We start from the raw sequence: 20,460 nt of genomic DNA on the forward strand, positions 1-20,460 counted from the left end.
TCAAGTAAAAGAAAGTCAACTGTTGGACTTTAATGGAATCTTACATAAACATGAAAAATCCCCGCCGGAAGGCAGGGATTTTTTTCGTGTAAGCTACTAATCTAGGCTTGATAACGCAAAACGGGTTTTCTGGCAGCAAGAGTTTCATCAAGCCGCTTTATAACGGTTGTATGCGGAGCTTCCTGAACGATTTCCGGAGTTTCTTCCGCTTCCTTGGCAATCTGGATCATCGCATCGATGAACGCATCCAGCGTTTCTTTTGACTCGGTTTCAGTCGGTTCTATCATCATTCCTTCTTCCACGTTCAACGGGAAGTAAATGGTTGGAGGATGATACCCGAAATCCAGCAATCTTTTAGCTATATCGAGAGTCCTTACCCCCAATTTCTTTTGCCGGCGTCCACTTAATACGAATTCATGCTTACAATGACGATTATATGGTAAGTCAAAATAAGGTTCCAACTTGCGCATCATATAATTGGCATTGATGACCGCGTTCTCTGTGACGGCTTTAAGGCCATCAGGACCCATTGAACGGATGTACGTATATGCCCTCACGTTTATTCCGAAATTACCATAATAAGGTTTTACCCTACCAATGGATTGCGGACGATCATAATCAAGGACGAATTGCTCACCTTGCTTGACTATAAGAGGTTTAGGCAAGTAAGGAATCAAGTCGGACTTCACACCTACAGGACCAGAACCCGGGCCGCCGCCTCCATGCGGGCCTGTGAATGTTTTATGGAGATTTAAATGAACCACATCAAAGCCCATGTCACCCGGTCGTGCTTTTGATAGGACTGCATTCAGATTCGCTCCATCATAATAAAGCTTCCCACCTGCGTCATGGACAAGTTGTGCCATTTCCAAAATATTTTCTTCAAACAATCCCAATGTATTGGGGTTCGTCAGCATCAAGGCCGCCGTATCAGGTCCGACAACACGTTTTAAATCTTCAAGGTCGACTAACCCATTTTCATCGGACTTAACTGTAATCGTTTCTAGTCCGGCAACAGTGGCAGAGGCAGGATTAGTACCATGGGCCGAATCAGGTACAATCACTTTCGTCCGTTCTGTATCTCCATTCGCTTCGTGAAAAGCGCGAATCATCATCAATCCTGTCCATTCACCGTGGGCACCTGCTGCAGGCTGTAATGTCACTTGATCCATCCCGGTGATTTCCGTTAAGTGTTCCTGCAAATCAAATAATAGTCCCAATGCTCCTTGTACAGTAGCGGGATCTTGATATGGATGGATATGGGCAAAACCGTTGAAGCGTGCCACATTTTCATTTATTTTCGGATTATATTTCATCGTGCATGAACCCAGTGGATAAAAGCCCGAATCCACCCCATGATTCCGTTTGGAAAGTGCAGTATAGTGACGCATGATATCCAGTTCGGACACCTCAGGAAGCTTTGGCTCTTCTTCACGGATGTAGTCGGCAGGAAGAATTTCTTCGAGCGGAATAGTTGCAACATCCATTTCTGGCAGACTGTACCCGATCCGGCCGGAAGTACTGATTTCAAAAATGAGTGATTGATCTTGATTATTCATGTTGATCCCCCAATTCCTGCGCAAGTGCATCAATTTCTTCTTTTGTTCTTAGTTCAGTTACCGCAACCAGCATATGGTCTTTCAATTCAGGATAAACCGTACCTAAATCGAAGCCGCCGATCATCCCTTTTTCAAAAAGGTTTTTATTGATTTCTGAAAACGGAGCAGGCAGTTTAATGACAAATTCATTAAACGAAGGACCGTCGAATATCACTTCCACCCCTTTTGCCATAATTGCTTTTTTCGCATAATGTGCTTTTTGAATATTTTGCACGGCCATTTCTTTGACACCCTTTTTCCCAAGCGCGGTCATTGCAACAGAAGCTGCCAAGGCATTCAAAGCTTGATTGGAACATATGTTGGATGTGGCTTTGTCACGGCGAATGTGCTGTTCACGAGCTTGAAGCGTCAGTACAAACCCTCTTTTTCCATTCTCATCAACCGTCTGACCGACGAGTCTGCCCGGAACTTTCCGTACAAATTTATTAGTAACCGCAAAATATCCACAATGAGGTCCACCGAATGCCGCTGGAATGCCGAATGGCTGAGCATCCCCCGTTACGATATCTGCACCGAGTGCACCAGGGGATGTCAAAGCTCCCAAAGCAAGCGGATTACTGGAAACGATAAACATGGACTTGACGCCATGAATGATTTCTTCCATTTCTTTCAATGGCTCGATCCGGCCAAAAAAGTTCGGATATTGCACGATCACTCCTGCAATGTCATCATTTGCCAATTCCCTTAAAGCAGCTAAGTCCGTCACACCGTCTTTATGAGGAATTTCGATCACTTCCACGCGTTGCCCTTTCGCATATGTCTTCACAACTTCTCTTGATTCAGGATGAACGGTTCCTGAAATGAGAATCTTCTTCCGCCTTGTCTGTCCTGAAGCAAGCATCGCTGCTTCAGCCAGCGCCGTCCCGCCGTCATACATGGAGGAGTTAGCCACATCCATGCCCGTCAATTCACATATCATCGTTTGATATTCAAAGATTGCTTGAAGCTCGCCCTGTGAAATTTCAGGCTGATACGGTGTATAAGCCGTATAAAACTCAGAACGGGAAAGAACATGATCGACGATGACCGGGGCGTAATGGTCATAGACACCCGCACCAAGGAAGGAAGCATAATTTTTAAGGTCCGCATTCTTTGCAGCAAGCCTTGATAATTCTTTCATTAATGCAGGTTCCGATTTAGCAGGCTTGATATCGTATTCTCCTTGAAAACGAACGCTTTCAGGGATATCATTGAAAAGTTCTTCAGCAGTGGATACCCCTATCGCTTCCAGCATTTCTTGTTTATCTTGCTCTGTCATGGGTAAATAACGATGTTTCATCTAATGACCATTCCCCTCTATTTACGTGGTTTTTTATAAAAAGGTGTTTGTATTATAACGGCTTTCAAACGTTTGGAACGGATTTCCACTTCGACTTCCGCATCCAGAACCGAAAATTCCTTATCGATAAGTACCAATCCAACGTTTTTCTTCAATGTTGGCGATTGGGTACCAGTCGTGACCTCGCCAATGACTTCATCACCGCTGTAGACCTTATACCCATGACGTGGAATGCCACGGTCAATCATTTCAATTCCCACAAGCTTTCGGGGAGCCCCTTTCTCCTTTTGCTCAGCAAGAACGGCTTTCCCGAAAAAATCAACTTCCTTATCCACTTTTACTGCAAAACCAATCCCGGCTTCTATCGGGGTGATGTCCGCTGAAAGCTCCTGCCCATACAGCGGCAGTTTCGCTTCAAAACGCAGGGTATCACGAGCACCTAAACCAATCGGCTGAACCCCCTCTTCCTTACCGGCATCCATAATCGCCTTCCAAAGGGCAGGGCCATTTTCACTGTCGCTATATATCTCAAAACCATCTTCACCAGTGTATCCAGTACGGGATACCAGCGTGGAGATACCGTTAATCATGACATGATCCTTGAACCTGAAAAATCCAATTTCACTTAAGTCAGTACTTCCCGATAGTTTTTGTAATATCTTCTCTGCAGCCGGTCCTTGAAGTGCCAGCTGTGTATAGTCACTTGATACATTCGTAATTTGGGCATCTTCCGTTAAATTAGCTTGCAGCCAATTGAAATCTTTTTCTGTATTCGCTGCATTGACCACGAGCAGATAGTCGTCCTCAGCCCTTTTATACACGATAAGATCATCAACCGTGCCTCCGTTTTCATAACACATGGCGGTATATTGGGCACCGCCTTGTTGCAGCTTTGATATATCATTGGTCAGCATCTTCTGTAAAAAGGAAAGGCTCCCAGGCCCCTTAACATCGACTTCCCCCATATGGGAAACATCAAATAACCCCGCTTTTGTCCGTACGGCTTCATGTTCATCTTTTATACCCGAAAATTGGACAGGAAGTTCCCAGCCGCCAAAATCAATCGTTTTACCTCCATATTCACGATAAACCTCAAATAGTGGTGTTCTGTTTAAATTGGTCAAAACATGACCCCCTTCAGATTTTTTAAAAAATTAATTGGCTTCATTATCAAAAGCTTCTTGTCATTACGCATCAGATACATCCTGATTCATGATGTGAAAAAAGCACAAAAAAGGACAGAGAAAGCCCGTTTGAGCTTTTTCTCTGTCCTGAAACCTGAAAGTTTACCTATGTAATAGGTTTTCCCCTTTGGTGGCCGTCCATAACAGGCGGCGCTCTCCAGAGTTGCGTCCAATAAGAGTTCTTTTGCCTGAGAGATTCACTGCTAAGTTTGCTCCTTCGGCGCTACATCCGTAGTCTCTCCCCTTATCTTCACCCGCATATAAATGGTCTACCATTGAAAGGAAACGAATAAGCCCCAAGCATTGGTAAAACCTTTTAGCATAAATGGGATGCATTCTCTGCCAATTCTCCTAAAACTTCAGAAACCGTTTGACTGATCTCCTTCAGTAATCTTGGATAAATTAGGAGCCTATAGCCCATACTAAGAAAACGCGAACTGCAAAATTAATGTACAAACATTCTTTGTAGCGTTTGGAAATTGGAATTTTCTAAATATACTTATATCCTACCCTAAGAATCTTATCTCTGCAATATCTTTTGAAGAGAAATATTTTTCTTACTTCACATATGAAATGTTCGGGTTTTGACCTTATATTAAGGAAATTATGATTTAAGAGGGAGTTATTTCTATGAAAATCAATATATCCTTCAATTCTGAATGGAATGACGAGTTTCTGCAAAAGATGGAAAATGACGGTCCATGGGGAAATTGGGAGCTTTATAAGTTGGCGGTTCAAATGGAGGAAAACCTTATCATCCCTGATTTTGAAGGTTTACAGGCGCCCAAGCACCTTCCTCAGCTAACCCCGCTTCCCCATCAATTGGAAGCGGCGAAGCAAGTAGTGGAAAAGATGAATGGAAAAGCCATTTTGGCTGATGAGGTAGGGCTGGGAAAAACAATTGAAGCAGGCTTGATCCTAAAAGAGTATATGATTAGGGGCCTTGTAAAAAAAGTATTGATCCTTGTTCCGGCTTCCCTTGTCACACAATGGGCATTTGAATTGAATACCAAGTTCCATATTCCGGCAGTCGTTCAGAGAAAAAGTTATGTCTGGGACTCCTGTGATGTAGTCATTTCATCCATTGATACAGCGAAACGCGCTCCACATCGAGATATCATCTTTACTCAGGAATATGACTTCATCATTATTGATGAAGCTCATAAACTTAAAAATAATAAGACGAAGAACTATGAATTCGTCCAAAATCTGAAAAAGAAATTTTGCTTACTCCTGACAGCCACTCCGATTCAAAATAAAGTCGAGGAGATATTCCACCTCGTTTCGTTATTGAAACCGGGCCACTTGGGAAATGCCTCACTCTTTTCGGAAAAGTATAAAGGGAAAGGCCGGAACATAACTGAAGATGAACACCTAAAGGAACTGGTCAACACTGTCATGATTCGAAACCGGCGGGCCGATACTGGCATTGAATGGACAAAACGGCATGTGGAAACCATCACCATTGAATTTTCTCCAACGGAACAAGCATTGTATGATGCTGTTTCCAAATTCAAGCCAATTTCGGATGGATCAAAAGGAAGCGCCTTTTCGGCTCTCACTCTCCAAAGGGAAGCATGCAGCAGCAGAGAGGCTGTCTTTTATACATTAAAGAATATGAGAGATAAATACGATCAGCCTTCCCCTGATTTTTTGGCAAAGCTTGATGATTTATTTACTAAAGTGAATGAAACGGTCCAGAACTCAAAGGCTGAAAAAGCTTTGGAACTGATCAAGAAAATTGATGACAAAGTAATTATCTTTACGGAATATAGGGCGACTCAACTATATCTCCAATGGTACCTACAGCAGAATGGAATTTCTTCTGTTCCTTTCCGGGGCGGTTTTAAGCGCGGAAAGAAAGACTGGATGCGAGAATTATTCCAAAAGAATATTCAGGTATTAATCGCAACAGAAGCTGGCGGGGAAGGGATAAACCTTCAGTTTTGCCATCACTTGATTAATTTTGACCTGCCATGGAACCCAATGAGGCTTGAACAGAGAATTGGACGGATCCACCGCCTTGGTCAGGAAGAAGATGTGATGATTTATAACTTTGCCACGAAAAATACAGTTGAAGAACATATACTGAAGTTACTATACGAAAAAATAAATTTATTTGAAAAAGTAATCGGTGAATTGGATGATATTCTAACCAAACTGGATATTAACAACATTGAAGAATATTTAATTGATGTGGTCGGCGAGTCCAAAACAGAGGGCGAAATGAAAATCAAGATGGATAATTTTTCATCATTGATCCAATTCGCTCAATCAATGAAGGAAGGTGAGGTTCATGCAGCAACGGGAAATTCATGATTTTTTAATCACTTTCTTTAAAGCCAACGATTGTGAAATACTGGATAATGCACCAACCCACCTTACAGTGCAATTGACGATTGAAATGGATAAGGAATTAATGAACAGACCCTTTTATTGGCATTATCTAGAAAAAACAGGAGGTGTTCCGAACCCGGCACAGATCACTTTCATTACCGACCCAGAACAAGCTCCATCCGATTTAAAGGGAGAAATGATTCATTTTGGCTCCCCTCGCCTTCACCAGATTATTCAATCAACCAAAAAGCTGGCAGGGTATACTAGACTTTTTGAGAATACGCCTCCATCAAAAGGCAGAAATAATCCTTTGTTTCCTTGGCTGACCTTGAATGTGAAAATATCGTATCAATGCGACCGCAAAAAAGATACTTTCATGTCAATCGGATTGAATTTAATCTCGGGTGAAATAATGGAAGGGTTTCACCATCGGGTTTTACCGATTAACGTCACCCCGAAAATACCGGATTACTCCTTTACACTTTCACCTTTGATCATGCCCAAGAGTGGATTGGCAAGACTGGATACATACATCAGAACCAGTTTCGAGGATGATGACCATTCCTGGGCGGAGGAGGCAATGCTGCGCTGGCAGAATGACTTGAATTTATTGGAGCATTTTTACAAGGATATGGACGAAAAAAGTGAGAGCTATTATACCGAAAAAGAAGCACTAAAAGCACAGTATGAACCCAACATCAGAATATCCATCATCAACGGAGGATTATTTTACCTTTCAGATAGGGCGTTGGGATAAGTAAAGAACAAAAAAACAGATGTCCAAAGTTCAGGACATCTGTTTTACTTTTTGATCGTTTTCCTTACAAACATCGACAAAGCAAAAGGGACAATGCCAAACCAATGGGACATACCATGGTTTTTATCCTCTTTTCTGTGACGGCGTTTTTCTTTTCGTTCTTTTTTCGTCAGATTGAAATACTCGACAAGCTGCTGCGTCAGATATTTAATATAAGCGTTTGTAGACATATAAAATCATCACCCTACGCAAAGTATGTCCGGTTTACGCTTTTTTTATTCCTTCCCTTGCTCCCTGAACACGTGAACCTGTCGTTTTGGTATTACATAGCTTGCTTCTCCAACCATTCTTTCACTTCCCCCGCTTCTTTATCGTATTGAATGATGACCCTTCCCTCTCGGTCATTTTTAGTTTTGGAAGAAAACTCGATATAGACGTAAGGACCTTCTTGCTTCATTAAGGAATATCGCACCACACCCTTGGGATATGATTTTTCCCCCTGGATGATTTTCGGGATTTCTTCGCCCCACTCTGCCGTCACATCCTTGATGGCTAGATGGACAAGATGGTCGGCCACAAGCGACTCTTCCACTTCTTTATAAAACTTTTTATCAATGATAAACTGGTCGATCATTAGTATCGTGAACATGATGAAAACACTCGCCACAATCATGACCATCGGGAAAACGACTCCTTTTTGATTATTCATCGACTTTCGTATCATTCCTAAAGAAGGGATGAAATCTTCGACTGAAAGTAGTCCCTGCTTTATCCGTTATATTTATAACAATGACACTTCCATCCTTATCGACCCGGAATTCCGAAATGTTCTGCAAGATGACCTCATGCCCCATACCATCCACTCGTCTTCGTACCTTATCTTCATATTGTTCCAGCGATGATAATTGTTCACCTGAAAGCAAATATAATTTATTTCCCATTACATCTTGAGCTTTGGAACTCCGGACCTCCTGCTTCATTTGCATGGTAAAGACCTCCCACTCTTTAGGATGCAATTTATCAACGGACCTCATCTGGGTGTGAATGATTGAGAAGAGCTGCAGAACAAAAAGCGACGTCGTCATTAAAATCAATAAAGAAAAAAGCAATTCGATCATCGTAAAGCCATCATTTTTTTGCAGCATCACAAATGGATTCCCAATTACCCGTTTCATCTTCATAGCGTACACACCCTTCAATCATTCCCGGGAAATCCCCATGGTCCTTCCAAACCAATTCAAAGCTTCTTTTTTTGTAAATGATCTCCTGACCAACTGCCTGAATCTCCCCATCCATGAACGCCGTCAACCTTTCATATAATAAATGGTGGGCTTCTGTCCTTACGGAAATATCTTTCCGATGCGTCAATACCTCTTCAAGCATTGGTAAAATGGCAAGGACCAGTAATATACAAACGGAAAATGCAGCCATCAGTTCAAGGTAGACGTACCCTTTACAATTTCTCAATCCGGAACCTCCCTTTACCGATATTGAGCACTAGCTTGTACTTTCCCTTTGACGTGTCAATCATAATCGTTCCGGCTTTGGAAGCATTTCCATATTGATTAAAATGGAAGCTGTACCCCAAAGTGCCGCTTAAAAACTGTATATCCTCTGGTATGCTTCTCTCTAAAACGATCCCCTCCTTATAAGACGAAACGGTATAAACCTTTTTGGTATTATCAATGTGGAGGTAAATCAAGCTCTCATGACTGATGGCATACTGTTGAGCATAGAAAAGATCTTCATGGAATTGAGAAAGAAATAGCCTATTTTCCATTCCTTTAGTGAAGCTGGGATATAAATTAGGACCGATGGAAATAAGGAGTACAAAAACAGCGAGGACAATAAGGGTTTCAGATAGTGTGTACCCACCATCGGAATGCCGTATATTCACTTCTCTCCTACTCAACGACCGTTATCTTTCCTTTACTATCCAAACTAATTTCATCTCCATTTGGGCAGGAAGTCTGTTTGAGATAGCCTTGACTTTCCAATTCATCGATACTTCCGGGCAGTTTAGCATTATCGATTTCATAAGCCTGCACCTGTGCTTGGGCCATCTTCACGAAAGCTTCACATCCTTTAGACTGGATTGTGGATTGGTTTTTCGTGATATTGGGGATTGTTATAATCAAAAGGATGGATATCACCAGTAAAACAATAAGCATTTCAATTAGTGTAAAACCACGTTCATTCATCACTTTCTTCAACATATCATCATGCTCCTGAAGCATCTGAATACCAGATGACTTTCGGGCATTTTCACCTCCGGAATACAAAAATGAAATCCTATAAACCTTCGAGCAGTGAGAACATCGGCAGCAAAACCGCCAAATAAATGGACACGATCAAAAGACCTATCAGTGAAAACATTAAAGGCTGAATGATTTTCAAGATTGCATTCATTCTCTCTTCAATTTTCTCCAGTATAAAACGACTGTAATGAAGTAACTCGGCATCAAGTCTGCCGTATTTTTGACCATTTGCAGCGACCACCGGTAAATTCCCATCAAAATATGGGAGCTCCCGAAAAATCATTTCAAGTGATCTGCCCTCGATCAGATCATCTTTGATGATATTGCAAAGTTTTTGGTAAAAAGGCTGCTGTTGATTTATCGAGAATAATTTGATGCTATCGTTAATCGACAGCCCTCCGGAAAGCAAGCCACTGAATTGGCTTGCAAAAAAATAAGTTTCGTATAATTTGATGAACGTCCCGAATATCGGAATTCCCATCAATATCCTTCGCTGCCTTAATGGGCATAATCCATTGAACCAAAACCGTTTGAGTGCATACAAGAATAGGAGCAATCCGAGTAATAAGAAGGGGAGTGCTGGAAGAATGAACGTGGAGGCTGACATTAATCTTAAGAGGATATGCTGATCGACATCCATGGTGAAATAGATGGTCTGGAATTTGGGAAGGAGAACACTCTGAAGAATATAAAAAACGATGCTTACAAAAAAGACTAAGAATACGGGATACATCATTAACTTTTTTACTTTATCCATATCCTCGATTCTTTTCTTCCAATATCGCCCTCCTTCTTTCAACGACCGTTCCAGGTCGCCATATTGTTCTCCATAAAATATATAACTTACAAGCTGCGGATGAAAATTAAGATGGGTCAGCACCATGTGCAACGGGTAGCCGTTCCTTAAATCGGCTATAGCCTGAGTGAAGTCTTCCGCTTTTTTCTTTGATTCCTGAAATTCAAGAAAATGTAAAGCTTCCGCCAAAGGATAACCATGATTCAATAATTCACCTAGCTTCGAAATAAAGACCGCCTGCTCTTTTACCTTCCATTTACTTTTTGGTTTCATGGTATACCAGCCGTTCATATTCCTGAGCATCCACATAGCCCATCGCAACCGCTTTTCCGATTTCATCCTTTAATTGGCGGTAGCTGACCGTTGCCTTTCCTTTTTCATCTCCCATTATCCGGAGAACTTCAGCCAGACTTTTTCCATATAGCAATTCATATACACTTGCCCTTTTATTCCTCGCAGTCATTTTGCAAGCTAAAGCACAGTCCCCTTTACACGGAAGACATCGCAATTCAACCAGCCGCTGCGCTGTCACGCCAATCAAAGTCTGTTCAACCTCAAGTAAGCTGACACCAAATTCCAGTAATCTGGAGATGGCGCCCTGGGCATCCCTCGTATGCATGGTCGTTAGTATCAAATGACCGGTTAATGCGGCACGGACTGCGATTTTGGCAGTTTCTGCATCCCTGACTTCCCCAACCATGATCACGTCCGGGTCATGCCTCAGAACAGCTTTTAGGCCGACGGAATACGTAATGCCCGCCTTTTCATTGATTTGGACTTGCAATACCTTTTCGGATACATTTTCAATGGGGTCTTCAAGTGTAATGATATTTCGATTGATCATCACATGGGCGTGGTGAAGCAGGGAATATAATGTCGTGGTTTTCCCACTGCCGGTCGGGCCGGTAAATATGAGCATGCCATGGGAATGCTTCAGGAGTGCAATCAATTTTTGAACGGTGTTTGGAAATAAGGATAACTGTTCTAGAGGAAGGATATTCTGTTGGGGTATTAAGCGGATGACCAAACTTTCGAGATGGGCAGTGGGTAAAGTGGAAAGGCGGAGTCCGACCACCTGGTTAGCCAAATTGATAGTGATGGCGCCACTCTGGGGCCTCCTTTTCTCCCCTATATCCATCGAGGCAAGGAACTTCAAATGAGCGATCAGCCTTTCAGCTTCAAAGAATGATAATGTTTCCTGGGGAACAAGCTTATTGTCTATCCTGTATTGGATGAGAGGCCCCTCTCCGCGAAAAAAAATGTGGATATCCGATGCCGACTCCACGATGGCACGGGTTAGTATTTTTTCTGCGGTCTTTTCAATCGATATCAATTCATTCATCACCTCCTATGTTTCTTGTTGTATTGATTCGACAATCCACGACAAATTCCTGCTTTATAATAAAAAAAATTCCCGAAAAAACTTCGAGAATCACCTCACATGCTCATTTTCAAATCAGGCCTCCGGGAAACCAAATTTCTTAATGCATCTACGTTATGGCCAATGACCAGTTTTTCCCCGTCTATGAGAATGGGCCTTCTTAATAACTTCGGTTCTTTTGTTAATAATTGGATGACATCAAAAAGCATCATTTCGTCAATATTAACTTGTAAGTCTTTGTATGCTTCACTTCTTGTCGCCAAGACTTCATCAAGTCCTTCCGATGTCAATTCAAGAATTCTTTTCAACTCTGCTACAGTTGGAGTCTCTCTGAATAAATGTCGCTCATCGAAGGAAACTTGATTGGCGATTAACCATTTTTTTGTTTTGCGGCAAGATGTACAACTTGGATACGAAAAGAAAGTTAACTGTGGCATACTAATCACTCCCCGTTCACATTTTGTATACATTTATAGTATATACAATCATTGTATAACATTTGTATAATTAATGTATACATATTTGCTTTATAAAACCGTTTTAAATGTGAACGTTTTTTAAACTAAAGAGTGTTTACCCTTTCTCTTATTCCATTTTTTCCTGCCTGCATTATAATGGACATAGGTAAACTATGGAATAGCAGGAGGGTGTAATGGAACAAACGTTAAAAATAACAAACGTGTTAGCTGATCCCACCAGATATTATATATATCAGCATATAGTGAACAACCATGGTGATGTATCGGTACAGGAAATCGCCGATTCATTCAACATCCATCCAAATGTTGCCCGTCTACATTTGTCAAAACTTGAGGATATCGATATGTTGACCTCAAATTCCCGAAAGACCGGGAAAGGCGGTCGCCCAAGCAGACTTTATCGATTATCTGACAAAGTCATACAGCTTCATTTTCCATATAGGAATTATCAGCTGCTTGCAAAGATTGCCGTCCAGTCGATGATGACATTAGGGGAACAAGGAAAACAGGCTCTTTATGAAACGGGAAAAGTATTCGGGGAGGAATTGATCAATCAGCAACTAGCCCTGAACTCGACATCGGTAGATCGGCTTGCTTTTGCGGAAAAAGTCAACATGCTTAAAAATGCGGCTACCATTGCAGGGTTATCTCCCGAAATACAAGCAAGCGAAGAAGAAAATAAAATATCCTTCCGTATCTTCAATTGCCCGTTTAAGGAAGTTACTGAAGTCGAGCCAGGAACAATCTGCTCCATGCATAATTCATTTTTAAAAGGTATGTTCGAAGCCTTGTTTGAGAATGTCAATATTGTGGAAATAGAAAATATGATGTCCAATTGTGCAGCATGCTCATACCAGGCTTCGGTTCTCACATAGAAACAAAAGGCATCCTTTACATTACCTTACAATTTCATTTATAATTATTTAGAATGTACACGACTAGACATAAGGAGGGATTCGGATGGAACGCATGTTCAGAGTATGTGGATTTTGGACAGGAATTATGGCCATTTTCTTTTATCTTGGCCATATGCATCAAACGTCTTTGCTTTTCTTTGCACAAACGATCTTTTTTGTACTTTTAAGTTATTTGAAATTATCTGAGCGCATGTATATTTATGTTTTCGGCGCCTATCTTACCGTTTTCTTTGCAGGATTTTCCTACTGGAGCGTATTTATGATGACTCCGGGTGCTGCACATTAAGAACAAGCAATATTACATAACCCATGAATTTTGATTCATGGGTTTTTACTTGTCACCATTCAGGAAAGATCCTTACATCATCTGCTAAATTCTTCGATTGAAGCAACACTTTGAAATGTTCACTAAATCCCCCAGGAACGATTAATCCCCGGATTGCCCGATTACGCTTTGCCGTTTTCGAGAATGGATCAGTTCCTTGATGGTCCTTCAATTCCTCTAGTATCCCGGCTTTAAGCAAGAATTCATTTTGAAGAAAAAGCCCTCGATTGGAAAGATCCTTTCTTTTTCCAATCTCGATTAATGTGTCAAAATGGATATGTGTCGTCAGATCCATATCACCAGGATACATAAGTGCATCTTTAATCATTTGATGCCGATAATAGCCCCTCAAGCTCCCTTGAAGATGAGCTGGCTCCTTCCATTCCTTATCGGTATAGCCATAATCAATTGTAAGGAGAATACCCGATTCGATACAGGAAACGATCTTCTCATATTCACGGATCATGTTTAGCGGAACTTCGTATCGTTGTTTTTCATGTAAGGTGATTTTTCGTTCAGTAAGGTAAGAAAGAATGTCAGGGTTGTCCAAAGGTTCTCTCTCTTCTACCAAATCACCTTCCTTTTCAGTGACGAATACCTCTACCAAGGCTCCCTTATACTTTTCAATGACATACACAGGCAACGCGTCGAAAAGTTCGTTTGAAAAGACGATTCCATTTACATTCGTCCATTTTTCTATACTGGCAGCAGAAACTGCCTGTTTGAATATCCCTAAACGTTTGTGCTGAATCTTTCTATGAAATGGACTGCCATCCACAAGAATATAAGTCAAAGAGTCCCATATCTGCGGTTCCGTTTCTTTTATGTAAACGAGGATGTCATACGCCAGTTTACCGTCCCCTGCGCCGACCTCGATGATTCTTGGTGAAACTCCGCATCTTTTTATCAAATATACGAACCATCTCGCCAGTGATCTCCCAAATGCATCGCCCACATTGCCAGACGTATAAAAATCCCCTCTTGGGCCAATCTTCTCTTTTGCGCATGCATAGTAGCCTATATTCGGCGTATATAAAACAGCATCCATATAGTCATTATAGGAGATTCTTTTTTGCGGGCTTCCTGCAATCAATTCCTTTAAATGATTTTTCAACACAATAGCCTCCGTTTCCATGATTTTTCAATCTTATTATAAAACACAGTAAATAAGTTTTTTTAACGACATTCATACAGAAAACAAATTTAAAGTTCACAAAATGTCCAAATTTTTATCTCGCAGTTATAACAGTGCATCCACTAAATGAATTTAATAATATTACTTCAGGGGAGGTTCAAAAATGCACATTGGGGAAGACCCTGTTTTTTATATTCAGTATAGTTCCGGAATTGACCCATTTCAATATTTTCACATAATTAAGAACTTAAAAAAACAGGTGCCATAGCGGCACCTGAAAAAGTAATTATCTCAAAAAGGGATTAGTATTCTTTTCATCCAGAATCGTCGTGACAGGGCCATGACCTGGAAAAACGATAGCATCATCAGAAAGTGTCAGCAGCTTCTTTTCAATGCTATTTAAGAGCACTGACTCGCTTCCGCCTATTAAATCGGTTCTGCCAACGCTTCCTTGGAACAAGACGTCCCCAGAAAAGAGGAGACGTTCGTCCTTCACATAATACGAAACGCTCCCTGGTGAGTGTCCAGGGGTTTCGAATACTTCGAAAGTGAATCCTCCAATAGTAAGCTCTTGCTCATTTGCCAAGATGTGATCAGCAGGCTTCATTCGCATTGGACTTTCAGGGAACCAGTTTTGAGAACCATTCAATGCGGGATCAAGTAGCCACTTGGCCTCTTTTTCATGAATATATGCAGGGATTCCATAATGGTCCCGAATAGCATCCAGAGCACCGATATGGTCAAAATGTGCATGTGTCAATAAAATCGCTAGAGGCTTTAAATTTTTTGTTTGTATGTATTGTATGATTTTCTGTGGCTCTTCACCCGGATCGAAAATGATGCAATCCTGTCCATCGGAAACTACATAACAATTCGTTTGCAGCGGGCCTAGAGGAATTTGTGTCCATTTCATTTCCATCAACTCCAATATGATTTTCTATCTTTATCTTACACTAATTAAGCTGCTAATGTTAATCCAGTTTACTCAAGTCATAGAAGTGTCACCTATTAAACCTCGACAAATAATTGAAAAAATATTAAGATATTAACAAATGCAATCTTTTCTACATATTTTTGGTAGTTGCTTTATTCTCTGGGTATATTATTAGGGATTAGGTATTCATTACGAAAAAAGGGGGTTTTGACATGATATTAATGGTTGTTTTCGGACTTGTGGCTATATTAGGAGTAGCAGCTGTGTTTACCTCATTAAAAAAGAGAAACTTCTTAGGATTCATTTTTGCAGCCGGCAGTGCAGTCGTGTTTGGCTGGTTCACTGTCATGACAGTCATCAACAGCGGTTTTCCTGTTGCCCATTGAAGAAAAAAGCTCGCCATCCGGCGAGCTTTTGTTTTAGGTTATCATGTTTGTTTGAACAATCTTTGTATTTGATGGGTTTTCATATCAATGATTTTCTCAAATTGATATCCATATAAGCAGAAGTTGCCATCAAGCGAACAGCTTAATGGTTCATTTTCCATGTCCTTCATCAATTCTTCTTGTGTGCCTTTTTCCCAATTTAATTTAGTTAAGGTAAACCTTCCCTCATATTGGTCCGCATCTTTTGATTCATTAGGAATAAACGTGATGAATTCCTTGTTTTTTTCAATGAAATCATAGGATGGAATGACCCAATCTGAAAAGCTTTTCAATAGTGGCACGGAAAAAGAGTGGATCGGCTTGTTTGTTGGATCATAAAATGCATATGTACCCCGATCTTGTTTTTCTGTCTCCACTTGAATCGTCATCAGCGCTTGCTTCATTTTTTTAAAGTGAATGACATCGAGCATAAGGCTGTCTGCCCCATCCCCATGCAGCGCTTTTTTTTCTAGGGGAGCCGTCAAAGCAGGTTCTTCTTTGTCCCAATCCAAAAACATCAAGTCATTTTCACTTGCCCATTGAGCAAAGGGCTGCGGAAAGTCCAGAGTTTCCATAGTTTGTTCATCTGGATTCAATACATAACTGCTGTATGTCCAATCTTCATAAAAGCTCGATACAAACAACCGGCCATCTTTAAATGAATTCCACTCATAAGCTAATTCATAGGCTGGGATCGCCACGGAATACAGTGGATTCCCCGTTTTACCGAGTATTGTGATTGATGCTTTATCCGAAGAGGTAAAGGACGACAACAAAATATGCGTACCAGACGGACTGATCGATACTTCAGAAAACGCAAAAGCCGGCTGATAGAAAACGGAAGTTTCATTCGTTTCCAAATTCCATGCCATCAACTGGGATAATTCATTACCATCCCGCTTCACAGAATATAAAATGGTTTTTGAATCCAGCCATCCAAAAATGGCTTCGATTTTTTCCGTTTCTGCGGTCGGGACCTTTAAATTGCTTACTGAAGTTTCCTGGTTAGATTGGGAGTGTTCTTTTTCCGAATCATTTACGGGTTTACTAAGGTCCTTGGAAGGCTCACAAGCCGAGATAAGAAGGATAGTGGAGATAAATAATGGGACGAAACACAACATCTTACAAATGGAAAGCCGCATACAAAGTGCTGCTTTGGATACTTTAATCTCCACACACCTCCCACTTCAAAACTAAAACGCCTGGCATATGTGAGCGAGACATTAGAAAGAGAGTAAGGATTAACCAATCGAATCCTTACTCTCTTTCATTATAAAGTAAAATAGAGAAAATGTGGCGGATAATGATCTTATATTTTTTTTGGAAGTATATTCCTTAGGGGGAATGCATCACATATATAGCCCTGCCATCAAAATCTTGACGGAATCTTCATATATACCAGGCAAATGGGATAGCGGAAGCGGATTTATGCCCTTTCCCAGTTCGATTGTGAATCCACTGCGTTTGAATTCCTGAATGAACCAATCTTTATACCCAGCATGACTGTCAACGTATTTTACGGCCCGATATCCGCTGCGCTCCTCAAACTCCCTCGCAACATTCGCTGCATGTTCAGGTTCATGTCCCTCATATCCCCAATAGAATTCTTTTCCCTGGGTGTGAAGTGCAAGCACTCTTTCAAAATTCCGTCTTATTGCCAGCTCCTTCATGGCCAATGCTTCTGGTTCTGATAACGCGGTTTCTCCTGGAAAATCCCTCGGGGCAGGGGCTTTTGGAATCTTTCTGCGCTTTTCAACCTCCCAGTTAGCAGGATATTGGTTATTCAGGTCTACACCGCGGATATTGGCTTTCCAAGCATAAAAGGCAGGATTACCATTATTTATTTTTAAAACATCAACCATCCCCTCTGCCGCCTCCTCCCCCTTTAGGACAAGGTCGACTCCATCCGGATTCACCATTGGAACCATCGAAATGGACATATCCCGGTAGTACGGCATACAGTCCATTCCGCAAAGTGTACGATCATTCGTTACGGCCAGCAGAAAATCATTCAGCCATTTCATCAAAACCGCAGTAGTGATCCATTCATTAGCGTGGAATGAACCGTTATAATGTATGATCTTTTCACCTTGACCGATTCTTACCTCAAGGAGTTCTTTTCCCAGCACACTCTTTCCGACCGATTCAACCTTAATAAAGGGGTAATGACAAGATAGAACATCAAGATCGTCAAGAAGTGATTGATATTCGTAGGGCTTGTCGGTGACTATCACGGGATTCATCACCCGGACGGGTATCGAAAAAGGCTTTTGTCCATCTTGATTCAATAATACTATCCCATCGATTGGCAGGTGATATTGTAAAGCGATTTCAGCAAAATCGATATCTAACCGGGACTCTTGCTGAACAATGTATCCAGGTATCTGTACTTCGATGCCATTTGGCAAAACACCGCCAGTAATGGCCGGATTGGCATCCTCAATCAAAACCCGGGGAATTTGGAACAATTGACTGTAGTATGCCAAATCATCCCCGCTTCTGCTCACAACTTTCATTCAGCCTCCGCCCCTTTCATTGTTTTATCTTTATGAAGGGAAAAACAGAAAGATGTTCAGGAAGTCTCTTGTTTCATAATTGTAAGGGGTACTGATTTCCGTGAAAAAGCGAAAAAACCTGGATTGCACCAGGTTTCCTTTTTCAAGGCTGCTCATAAAATCGGAGCAAATCCCCGTAAATGATTTTGTCGGAGTAATCAAGCTCCTGCTTTGCCTTTTCCAAATACTTCTCACATGAATCCTTTGCAGTCGCCGCCCCGGTCTTTTTATCATAGCAGGTATCCATCGTATAGAGGTAATCCTTCGTGATGAAACTGCTATCGCGAAGAACGGTGAATTCTAATTTCTCTCCGGAAAATAGATCTTTGCCGAATTCAATATAATCATCATTTTCAATTCCCAATAAATGAAGGAGAGTCGGCCTTACATCAATTTGGCCGGCAACGGTGGAAATCGTCTTTCCCTTCTGCCCGGGGACATGTATGATGAGCGGGACACGCTGAAGCTGGATGGATTCGAAAGGCGTAATTTCCTTCCCAAGGAACTGGCTCATGGCAGAGTTGTGATTTTCAGAAATTCCATAATGGTCTCCGTATAGAACAATGATGGAATCCTCATATAATCCATTACGTTTCAAATCGCCGATAAACTGTTTCAAGGCTTCGTCGGTATAACGTACGGTCGGAAAATACTGATTCAATGTTTTGGAATTCGAATCGTAAGGTTCCAATGTCCGGTCTTCTTCATTCAAAGTGAATGGAAAATGATTGGTTAACGTTATGAACTTGGCATAAAAAGGCTCAGGCATCCTCTTCAAGTGAGAAATTGATTGTTTGAAGAACGATTTATCATTCAAACCCCAATTGATGGAATTCCCTTCAGACACTTTGTATTCATCACTATCATAAAACCGTTGGTACCCAAGAGAATCGTACATTATGTCACGATTCCAAAAGCTTTTATTATTGGCATGCAAGGAAGCCGTATAGTAACCTTTTTCCGTTAAGATTTCAGGTGTGGCTTTGTATTCATTTTGGGCATGAGTGAAAAATACTGCACCTCTACCTAAAGGATAGAGGGAATTTTCAATAATGAATTCTGAATCGGATGTTTTCCCCTGGCCGGTTTGGTGATAAAAGTTATTGAAATAATAGCTATCTTTAATGAATTGGTTCAGAAAAGGAGTGATTTCTTCCCCGTTGACAGTTTTATTGATGACAAAGCTTTGAGTGGATTCCAATGATATAAGAATCACATTTTTGCCTTTTGCCAGACCATAAAGTTCATCATTAACTTCTTTTTGATTGGCACGGACATAATTTTCAATTTCCGACAATTCACTGCCATCAGCAAGTGCACGTTGAGCTGATGATTTCGTCTGTAATATTGCATCATAGAGGTGATAATGGTACGTACCGATATTCTTAACGAGGATTTCGCGGTCAAACGTTCTTGTCAGGAGTTCAGGACGCGCCGCTTCTGCTAAAGCCAAGTTAAAAAATGTCACTCCTAAAGCCATTAACAAAAAGAATTTACGGTCCTGGGGATTGTATCGACTTTCATGGAATGTTTTTGGTTTGTATTTCAGCAGAAGCATCAAGCACAGAATATCGGCAAAATACAATAGATCACTCGGATTGATCAATTCATGTACACTGCTTCCAAGGTCGTTCATATTGCTCGTTTGAAAAAGAACGGGAATGGTTAAAAAATCATTGAAAAAGCGAAAAAAAACAAGATTGGCAAAGAGGACGAAGGTGATGAAAAAACTCATGATCAATAAATATGCTGTCCGTCTATTTTCTTTTAAAAATAGATTCACGCCAAGTATAAGTAAAAGGAAACTGACAGGATTGATGAATAGTATGAACTCCTGGATCCAATTATCAATATCTATCTCAAAACTTGTTTTATAGGCGATATATGTTTTAAGCCAAAGTGAAATCAATACGACCCAAAACAATGAATATCCCTGTTTTTTGAAGACCCTTTTCAATCCTGGTCCCTCCTCATCGAAGAAGCGCTGGAGCTGCGATCCAGAGCGCCTCAATAATGGGTCATGGTTCTCCCCCTCAAAAGGGGGGAACTATCTTTGAAGATCCATCTTTTTTTCTTATT

The 20,460-nt window shown here is 41.1% G+C and carries 22 protein-coding genes and 2 riboswitches; of the genes, 5 read left to right on the forward strand and 17 right to left on the reverse strand.

All coding sequences use genetic code 11. The annotated features are described in order from the left end of the window. Nucleotides 1-101: 101 nt before the first annotated feature. The 3 genes from gcvPB to gcvT are packed head-to-tail and all read right to left on the reverse strand — an operon-like array spanning nt 102 to nt 4,022. On the reverse strand, nt 102-1,559 hold the full coding sequence (gcvPB, locus tag MKX49_RS15095) for an aminomethyl-transferring glycine dehydrogenase subunit GcvPB (RefSeq protein WP_328145823.1): 1,458 nt from the start codon (nt 1,557-1,559) through the stop codon (nt 102-104). Then, nucleotides 1,552-2,898 carry an aminomethyl-transferring glycine dehydrogenase subunit GcvPA gene (gcvPA, locus tag MKX49_RS15100; RefSeq protein ID WP_340876913.1) on the reverse strand — a complete coding sequence of 449 codons (1,347 nt, stop codon included), beginning with the start codon at nt 2,896-2,898 and terminating at the stop codon, nt 1,552-1,554. Before gcvPA ends, gcvPB begins: the two co-directional genes overlap by 8 nt. 17 nt (nt 2,899-2,915) lie before the next feature. Then, nucleotides 2,916-4,022, reverse strand: a complete 1,107-nt coding sequence (gcvT, locus tag MKX49_RS15105) for a glycine cleavage system aminomethyltransferase GcvT (protein ID WP_340876914.1) — start codon at nt 4,020-4,022, stop codon at nt 2,916-2,918. Nucleotides 4,023-4,162: 140 nt separating this feature from the next. Beyond that, a riboswitch (glycine riboswitch) is annotated at nt 4,163-4,245 on the reverse strand. A 3-nt stretch (nt 4,246-4,248) separates the two neighbouring features. After that, nucleotides 4,249-4,336: riboswitch (glycine riboswitch) on the reverse strand. Nucleotides 4,337-4,712: 376 nt separating this feature from the next. On the opposite strand from gcvT, the gene MKX49_RS15110 reads away from it, so the two are divergent. Both MKX49_RS15110 and MKX49_RS15115 read left to right on the forward strand, forming a co-directional pair. Next, nucleotides 4,713-6,401 (forward strand): DEAD/DEAH box helicase, encoded by a 1,689-nt coding sequence (locus MKX49_RS15110; protein WP_057278810.1) that lies wholly within the window; start codon nt 4,713-4,715, stop codon nt 6,399-6,401. Then, complete coding sequence (locus tag MKX49_RS15115; RefSeq protein WP_048688306.1) at nt 6,379-7,176, forward strand: YqhG family protein; 798 nt, start codon at nt 6,379-6,381, stop codon at nt 7,174-7,176. Before MKX49_RS15110 ends, MKX49_RS15115 begins: the two co-directional genes overlap by 23 nt. Nucleotides 7,177-7,220: 44 nt before the next feature. Here MKX49_RS15115 and MKX49_RS15120 read toward each other — a convergent pair whose 3' ends face one another. The 9 genes from MKX49_RS15120 to MKX49_RS15160 form a co-directional block, all read right to left on the reverse strand. Continuing rightward, a complete protein-coding gene (locus MKX49_RS15120) occupies nt 7,221-7,406 on the reverse strand; it encodes a YqzE family protein (RefSeq protein ID WP_048688303.1) in 186 nt (61 codons plus the stop codon). A 92-nt stretch (nt 7,407-7,498) separates the two neighbouring features. Next, nucleotides 7,499-7,885 (reverse strand): competence type IV pilus minor pilin ComGG, encoded by a 387-nt coding sequence (gene comGG / locus MKX49_RS15125; protein ID WP_340876915.1) that lies wholly within the window; start codon nt 7,883-7,885, stop codon nt 7,499-7,501. After that, nucleotides 7,878-8,357, reverse strand: a complete 480-nt coding sequence (gene comGF / locus MKX49_RS15130; RefSeq protein WP_081088666.1) for a competence type IV pilus minor pilin ComGF — start codon at nt 8,355-8,357, stop codon at nt 7,878-7,880. The genes comGG and comGF overlap by 8 nt, the downstream gene beginning before the upstream one ends. Next, a complete protein-coding gene (locus MKX49_RS15135) occupies nt 8,305-8,643 on the reverse strand; it encodes a hypothetical protein (RefSeq protein WP_323598480.1) in 339 nt (112 codons plus the stop codon). The genes comGF and MKX49_RS15135 overlap by 53 nt, the downstream gene beginning before the upstream one ends. Continuing rightward, complete coding sequence (gene comGD / locus MKX49_RS15140; protein ID WP_340876916.1) at nt 8,630-9,073, reverse strand: competence type IV pilus minor pilin ComGD; 444 nt, start codon at nt 9,071-9,073, stop codon at nt 8,630-8,632. Before comGD ends, MKX49_RS15135 begins: the two co-directional genes overlap by 14 nt. Nucleotides 9,074-9,080: 7 nt before the next feature. After that, nucleotides 9,081-9,392, reverse strand: a complete 312-nt coding sequence (comGC, locus tag MKX49_RS15145) for a competence type IV pilus major pilin ComGC (RefSeq protein WP_048688337.1) — start codon at nt 9,390-9,392, stop codon at nt 9,081-9,083. 76 nt (nt 9,393-9,468) lie between these two features. After that, a complete protein-coding gene (gene comGB / locus MKX49_RS15150; protein ID WP_340876917.1) occupies nt 9,469-10,503 on the reverse strand; it encodes a competence type IV pilus assembly protein ComGB in 1,035 nt (344 codons plus the stop codon). Then, complete coding sequence (comGA, locus tag MKX49_RS15155) at nt 10,487-11,572, reverse strand: competence type IV pilus ATPase ComGA (protein ID WP_439126788.1); 1,086 nt, start codon at nt 11,570-11,572, stop codon at nt 10,487-10,489. Before comGA ends, comGB begins: the two co-directional genes overlap by 17 nt. A 95-nt stretch (nt 11,573-11,667) precedes the next feature. After that, nucleotides 11,668-12,048 (reverse strand): Spx/MgsR family RNA polymerase-binding regulatory protein, encoded by a 381-nt coding sequence (locus MKX49_RS15160; protein ID WP_323598478.1) that lies wholly within the window; start codon nt 12,046-12,048, stop codon nt 11,668-11,670. 215 nt (nt 12,049-12,263) lie between these two features. Here MKX49_RS15160 and MKX49_RS15165 point away from each other — a divergent pair, with 215 nt between their 5' ends. Together MKX49_RS15165 and MKX49_RS15170 are read left to right on the forward strand one after the other, a co-directional pair. Next, nucleotides 12,264-12,965 (forward strand): helix-turn-helix transcriptional regulator, encoded by a 702-nt coding sequence (locus MKX49_RS15165; RefSeq protein WP_251540935.1) that lies wholly within the window; start codon nt 12,264-12,266, stop codon nt 12,963-12,965. Between the two features lie 85 nt (nt 12,966-13,050). After that, nucleotides 13,051-13,293, forward strand: a complete 243-nt coding sequence (locus MKX49_RS15170; RefSeq protein WP_034308393.1) for a DUF2626 domain-containing protein — start codon at nt 13,051-13,053, stop codon at nt 13,291-13,293. A 52-nt stretch (nt 13,294-13,345) separates the two neighbouring features. Here the strand turns inward: MKX49_RS15170 and MKX49_RS15175 are convergent, their stop codons facing one another. Together MKX49_RS15175 and MKX49_RS15180 are read right to left on the reverse strand one after the other, a co-directional pair. Next, complete coding sequence (locus tag MKX49_RS15175) at nt 13,346-14,446, reverse strand: class I SAM-dependent methyltransferase (RefSeq protein WP_340876918.1); 1,101 nt, start codon at nt 14,444-14,446, stop codon at nt 13,346-13,348. A gap of 307 nt (nt 14,447-14,753) precedes the next feature. Then, the gene (locus MKX49_RS15180) at nt 14,754-15,380 is read right to left on the reverse strand and encodes an MBL fold metallo-hydrolase (protein WP_048682180.1); all 627 of its coding nucleotides are present in this window, start codon (nt 15,378-15,380) and stop codon (nt 14,754-14,756) included. Between the two features lie 233 nt (nt 15,381-15,613). On the opposite strand from MKX49_RS15180, the gene MKX49_RS15185 reads away from it, so the two are divergent. Further along, nucleotides 15,614-15,787: a DUF2759 domain-containing protein gene (locus MKX49_RS15185; RefSeq protein WP_034308396.1), complete on the forward strand. Its 174-nt coding sequence runs from the start codon at nt 15,614-15,616 to the stop codon at nt 15,785-15,787. Between the two features lie 41 nt (nt 15,788-15,828). On the opposite strand, the gene MKX49_RS15190 is transcribed toward MKX49_RS15185, so the two are convergent. The 3 genes from MKX49_RS15190 to MKX49_RS15200 form a co-directional block, all read right to left on the reverse strand. Further along, entirely contained in the window at nt 15,829-17,001 is a 1,173-nt protein-coding gene (locus MKX49_RS15190) for a YqgU-like beta propeller domain-containing protein (RefSeq protein ID WP_340876919.1), read from the reverse strand. 174 nt (nt 17,002-17,175) lie between these two features. Then, on the reverse strand, nt 17,176-18,342 hold the full coding sequence (locus tag MKX49_RS15195; protein WP_340876920.1) for a M14 family metallopeptidase: 1,167 nt from the start codon (nt 18,340-18,342) through the stop codon (nt 17,176-17,178). Nucleotides 18,343-18,484: 142 nt separating this feature from the next. Further along, the gene (locus tag MKX49_RS15200; protein ID WP_340876921.1) at nt 18,485-20,338 is read right to left on the reverse strand and encodes an LTA synthase family protein; all 1,854 of its coding nucleotides are present in this window, start codon (nt 20,336-20,338) and stop codon (nt 18,485-18,487) included. Nucleotides 20,339-20,460 lie beyond the last annotated feature (122 nt).

Origin of the sequence: Peribacillus sp. FSL M8-0224 (genome assembly GCF_038003055.1) — a bacterium.
GTDB classification, from domain to species: Bacteria; Bacillota; Bacilli; order Bacillales; family DSM-1321; genus Peribacillus; species Peribacillus frigoritolerans.

Excerpts from the sequence above, each read along its gene's own strand:
- MKX49_RS15185 (WP_034308396.1), top strand. The coding sequence starts at position 15,614 with ATGATATTAATGGTTGTTTTCGGACTTGTGGCTATATTAGGAGTAGCA.
- comGB (WP_340876917.1), bottom strand. The coding sequence starts at position 10,503 with ATGAAACCAAAAAGTAAATGGAAGGTAAAAGAGCAGGCGGTCTTTATT.
- comGA (WP_439126788.1), bottom strand. The coding sequence starts at position 11,572 with ATGAATGAATTGATATCGATTGAAAAGACCGCAGAAAAAATACTAACC.
- MKX49_RS15170 (WP_034308393.1), top strand. The coding sequence starts at position 13,051 with ATGGAACGCATGTTCAGAGTATGTGGATTTTGGACAGGAATTATGGCC.
- comGG (WP_340876915.1), bottom strand. The coding sequence starts at position 7,885 with ATGAATAATCAAAAAGGAGTCGTTTTCCCGATGGTCATGATTGTGGCG.
- MKX49_RS15195 (WP_340876920.1), bottom strand. The coding sequence starts at position 18,342 with ATGAAAGTTGTGAGCAGAAGCGGGGATGATTTGGCATACTACAGTCAA.
- MKX49_RS15160 (WP_323598478.1), bottom strand. The coding sequence starts at position 12,048 with ATGCCACAGTTAACTTTCTTTTCGTATCCAAGTTGTACATCTTGCCGC.
- comGC (WP_048688337.1), bottom strand. The coding sequence starts at position 9,392 with ATGTTGAAGAAAGTGATGAATGAACGTGGTTTTACACTAATTGAAATG.
- MKX49_RS15165 (WP_251540935.1), top strand. The coding sequence starts at position 12,264 with ATGGAACAAACGTTAAAAATAACAAACGTGTTAGCTGATCCCACCAGA.
- comGF (WP_081088666.1), bottom strand. The coding sequence starts at position 8,357 with ATGAAGATGAAACGGGTAATTGGGAATCCATTTGTGATGCTGCAAAAA.
- MKX49_RS15110 (WP_057278810.1), top strand. The coding sequence starts at position 4,713 with ATGAAAATCAATATATCCTTCAATTCTGAATGGAATGACGAGTTTCTG.
- MKX49_RS15115 (WP_048688306.1), top strand. The coding sequence starts at position 6,379 with ATGCAGCAACGGGAAATTCATGATTTTTTAATCACTTTCTTTAAAGCC.
- MKX49_RS15120 (WP_048688303.1), bottom strand. The coding sequence starts at position 7,406 with ATGTCTACAAACGCTTATATTAAATATCTGACGCAGCAGCTTGTCGAG.
- MKX49_RS15180 (WP_048682180.1), bottom strand. The coding sequence starts at position 15,380 with ATGAAATGGACACAAATTCCTCTAGGCCCGCTGCAAACGAATTGTTAT.
- gcvPA (WP_340876913.1), bottom strand. The coding sequence starts at position 2,898 with ATGAAACATCGTTATTTACCCATGACAGAGCAAGATAAACAAGAAATG.
- gcvPB (WP_328145823.1), bottom strand. The coding sequence starts at position 1,559 with ATGAATAATCAAGATCAATCACTCATTTTTGAAATCAGTACTTCCGGC.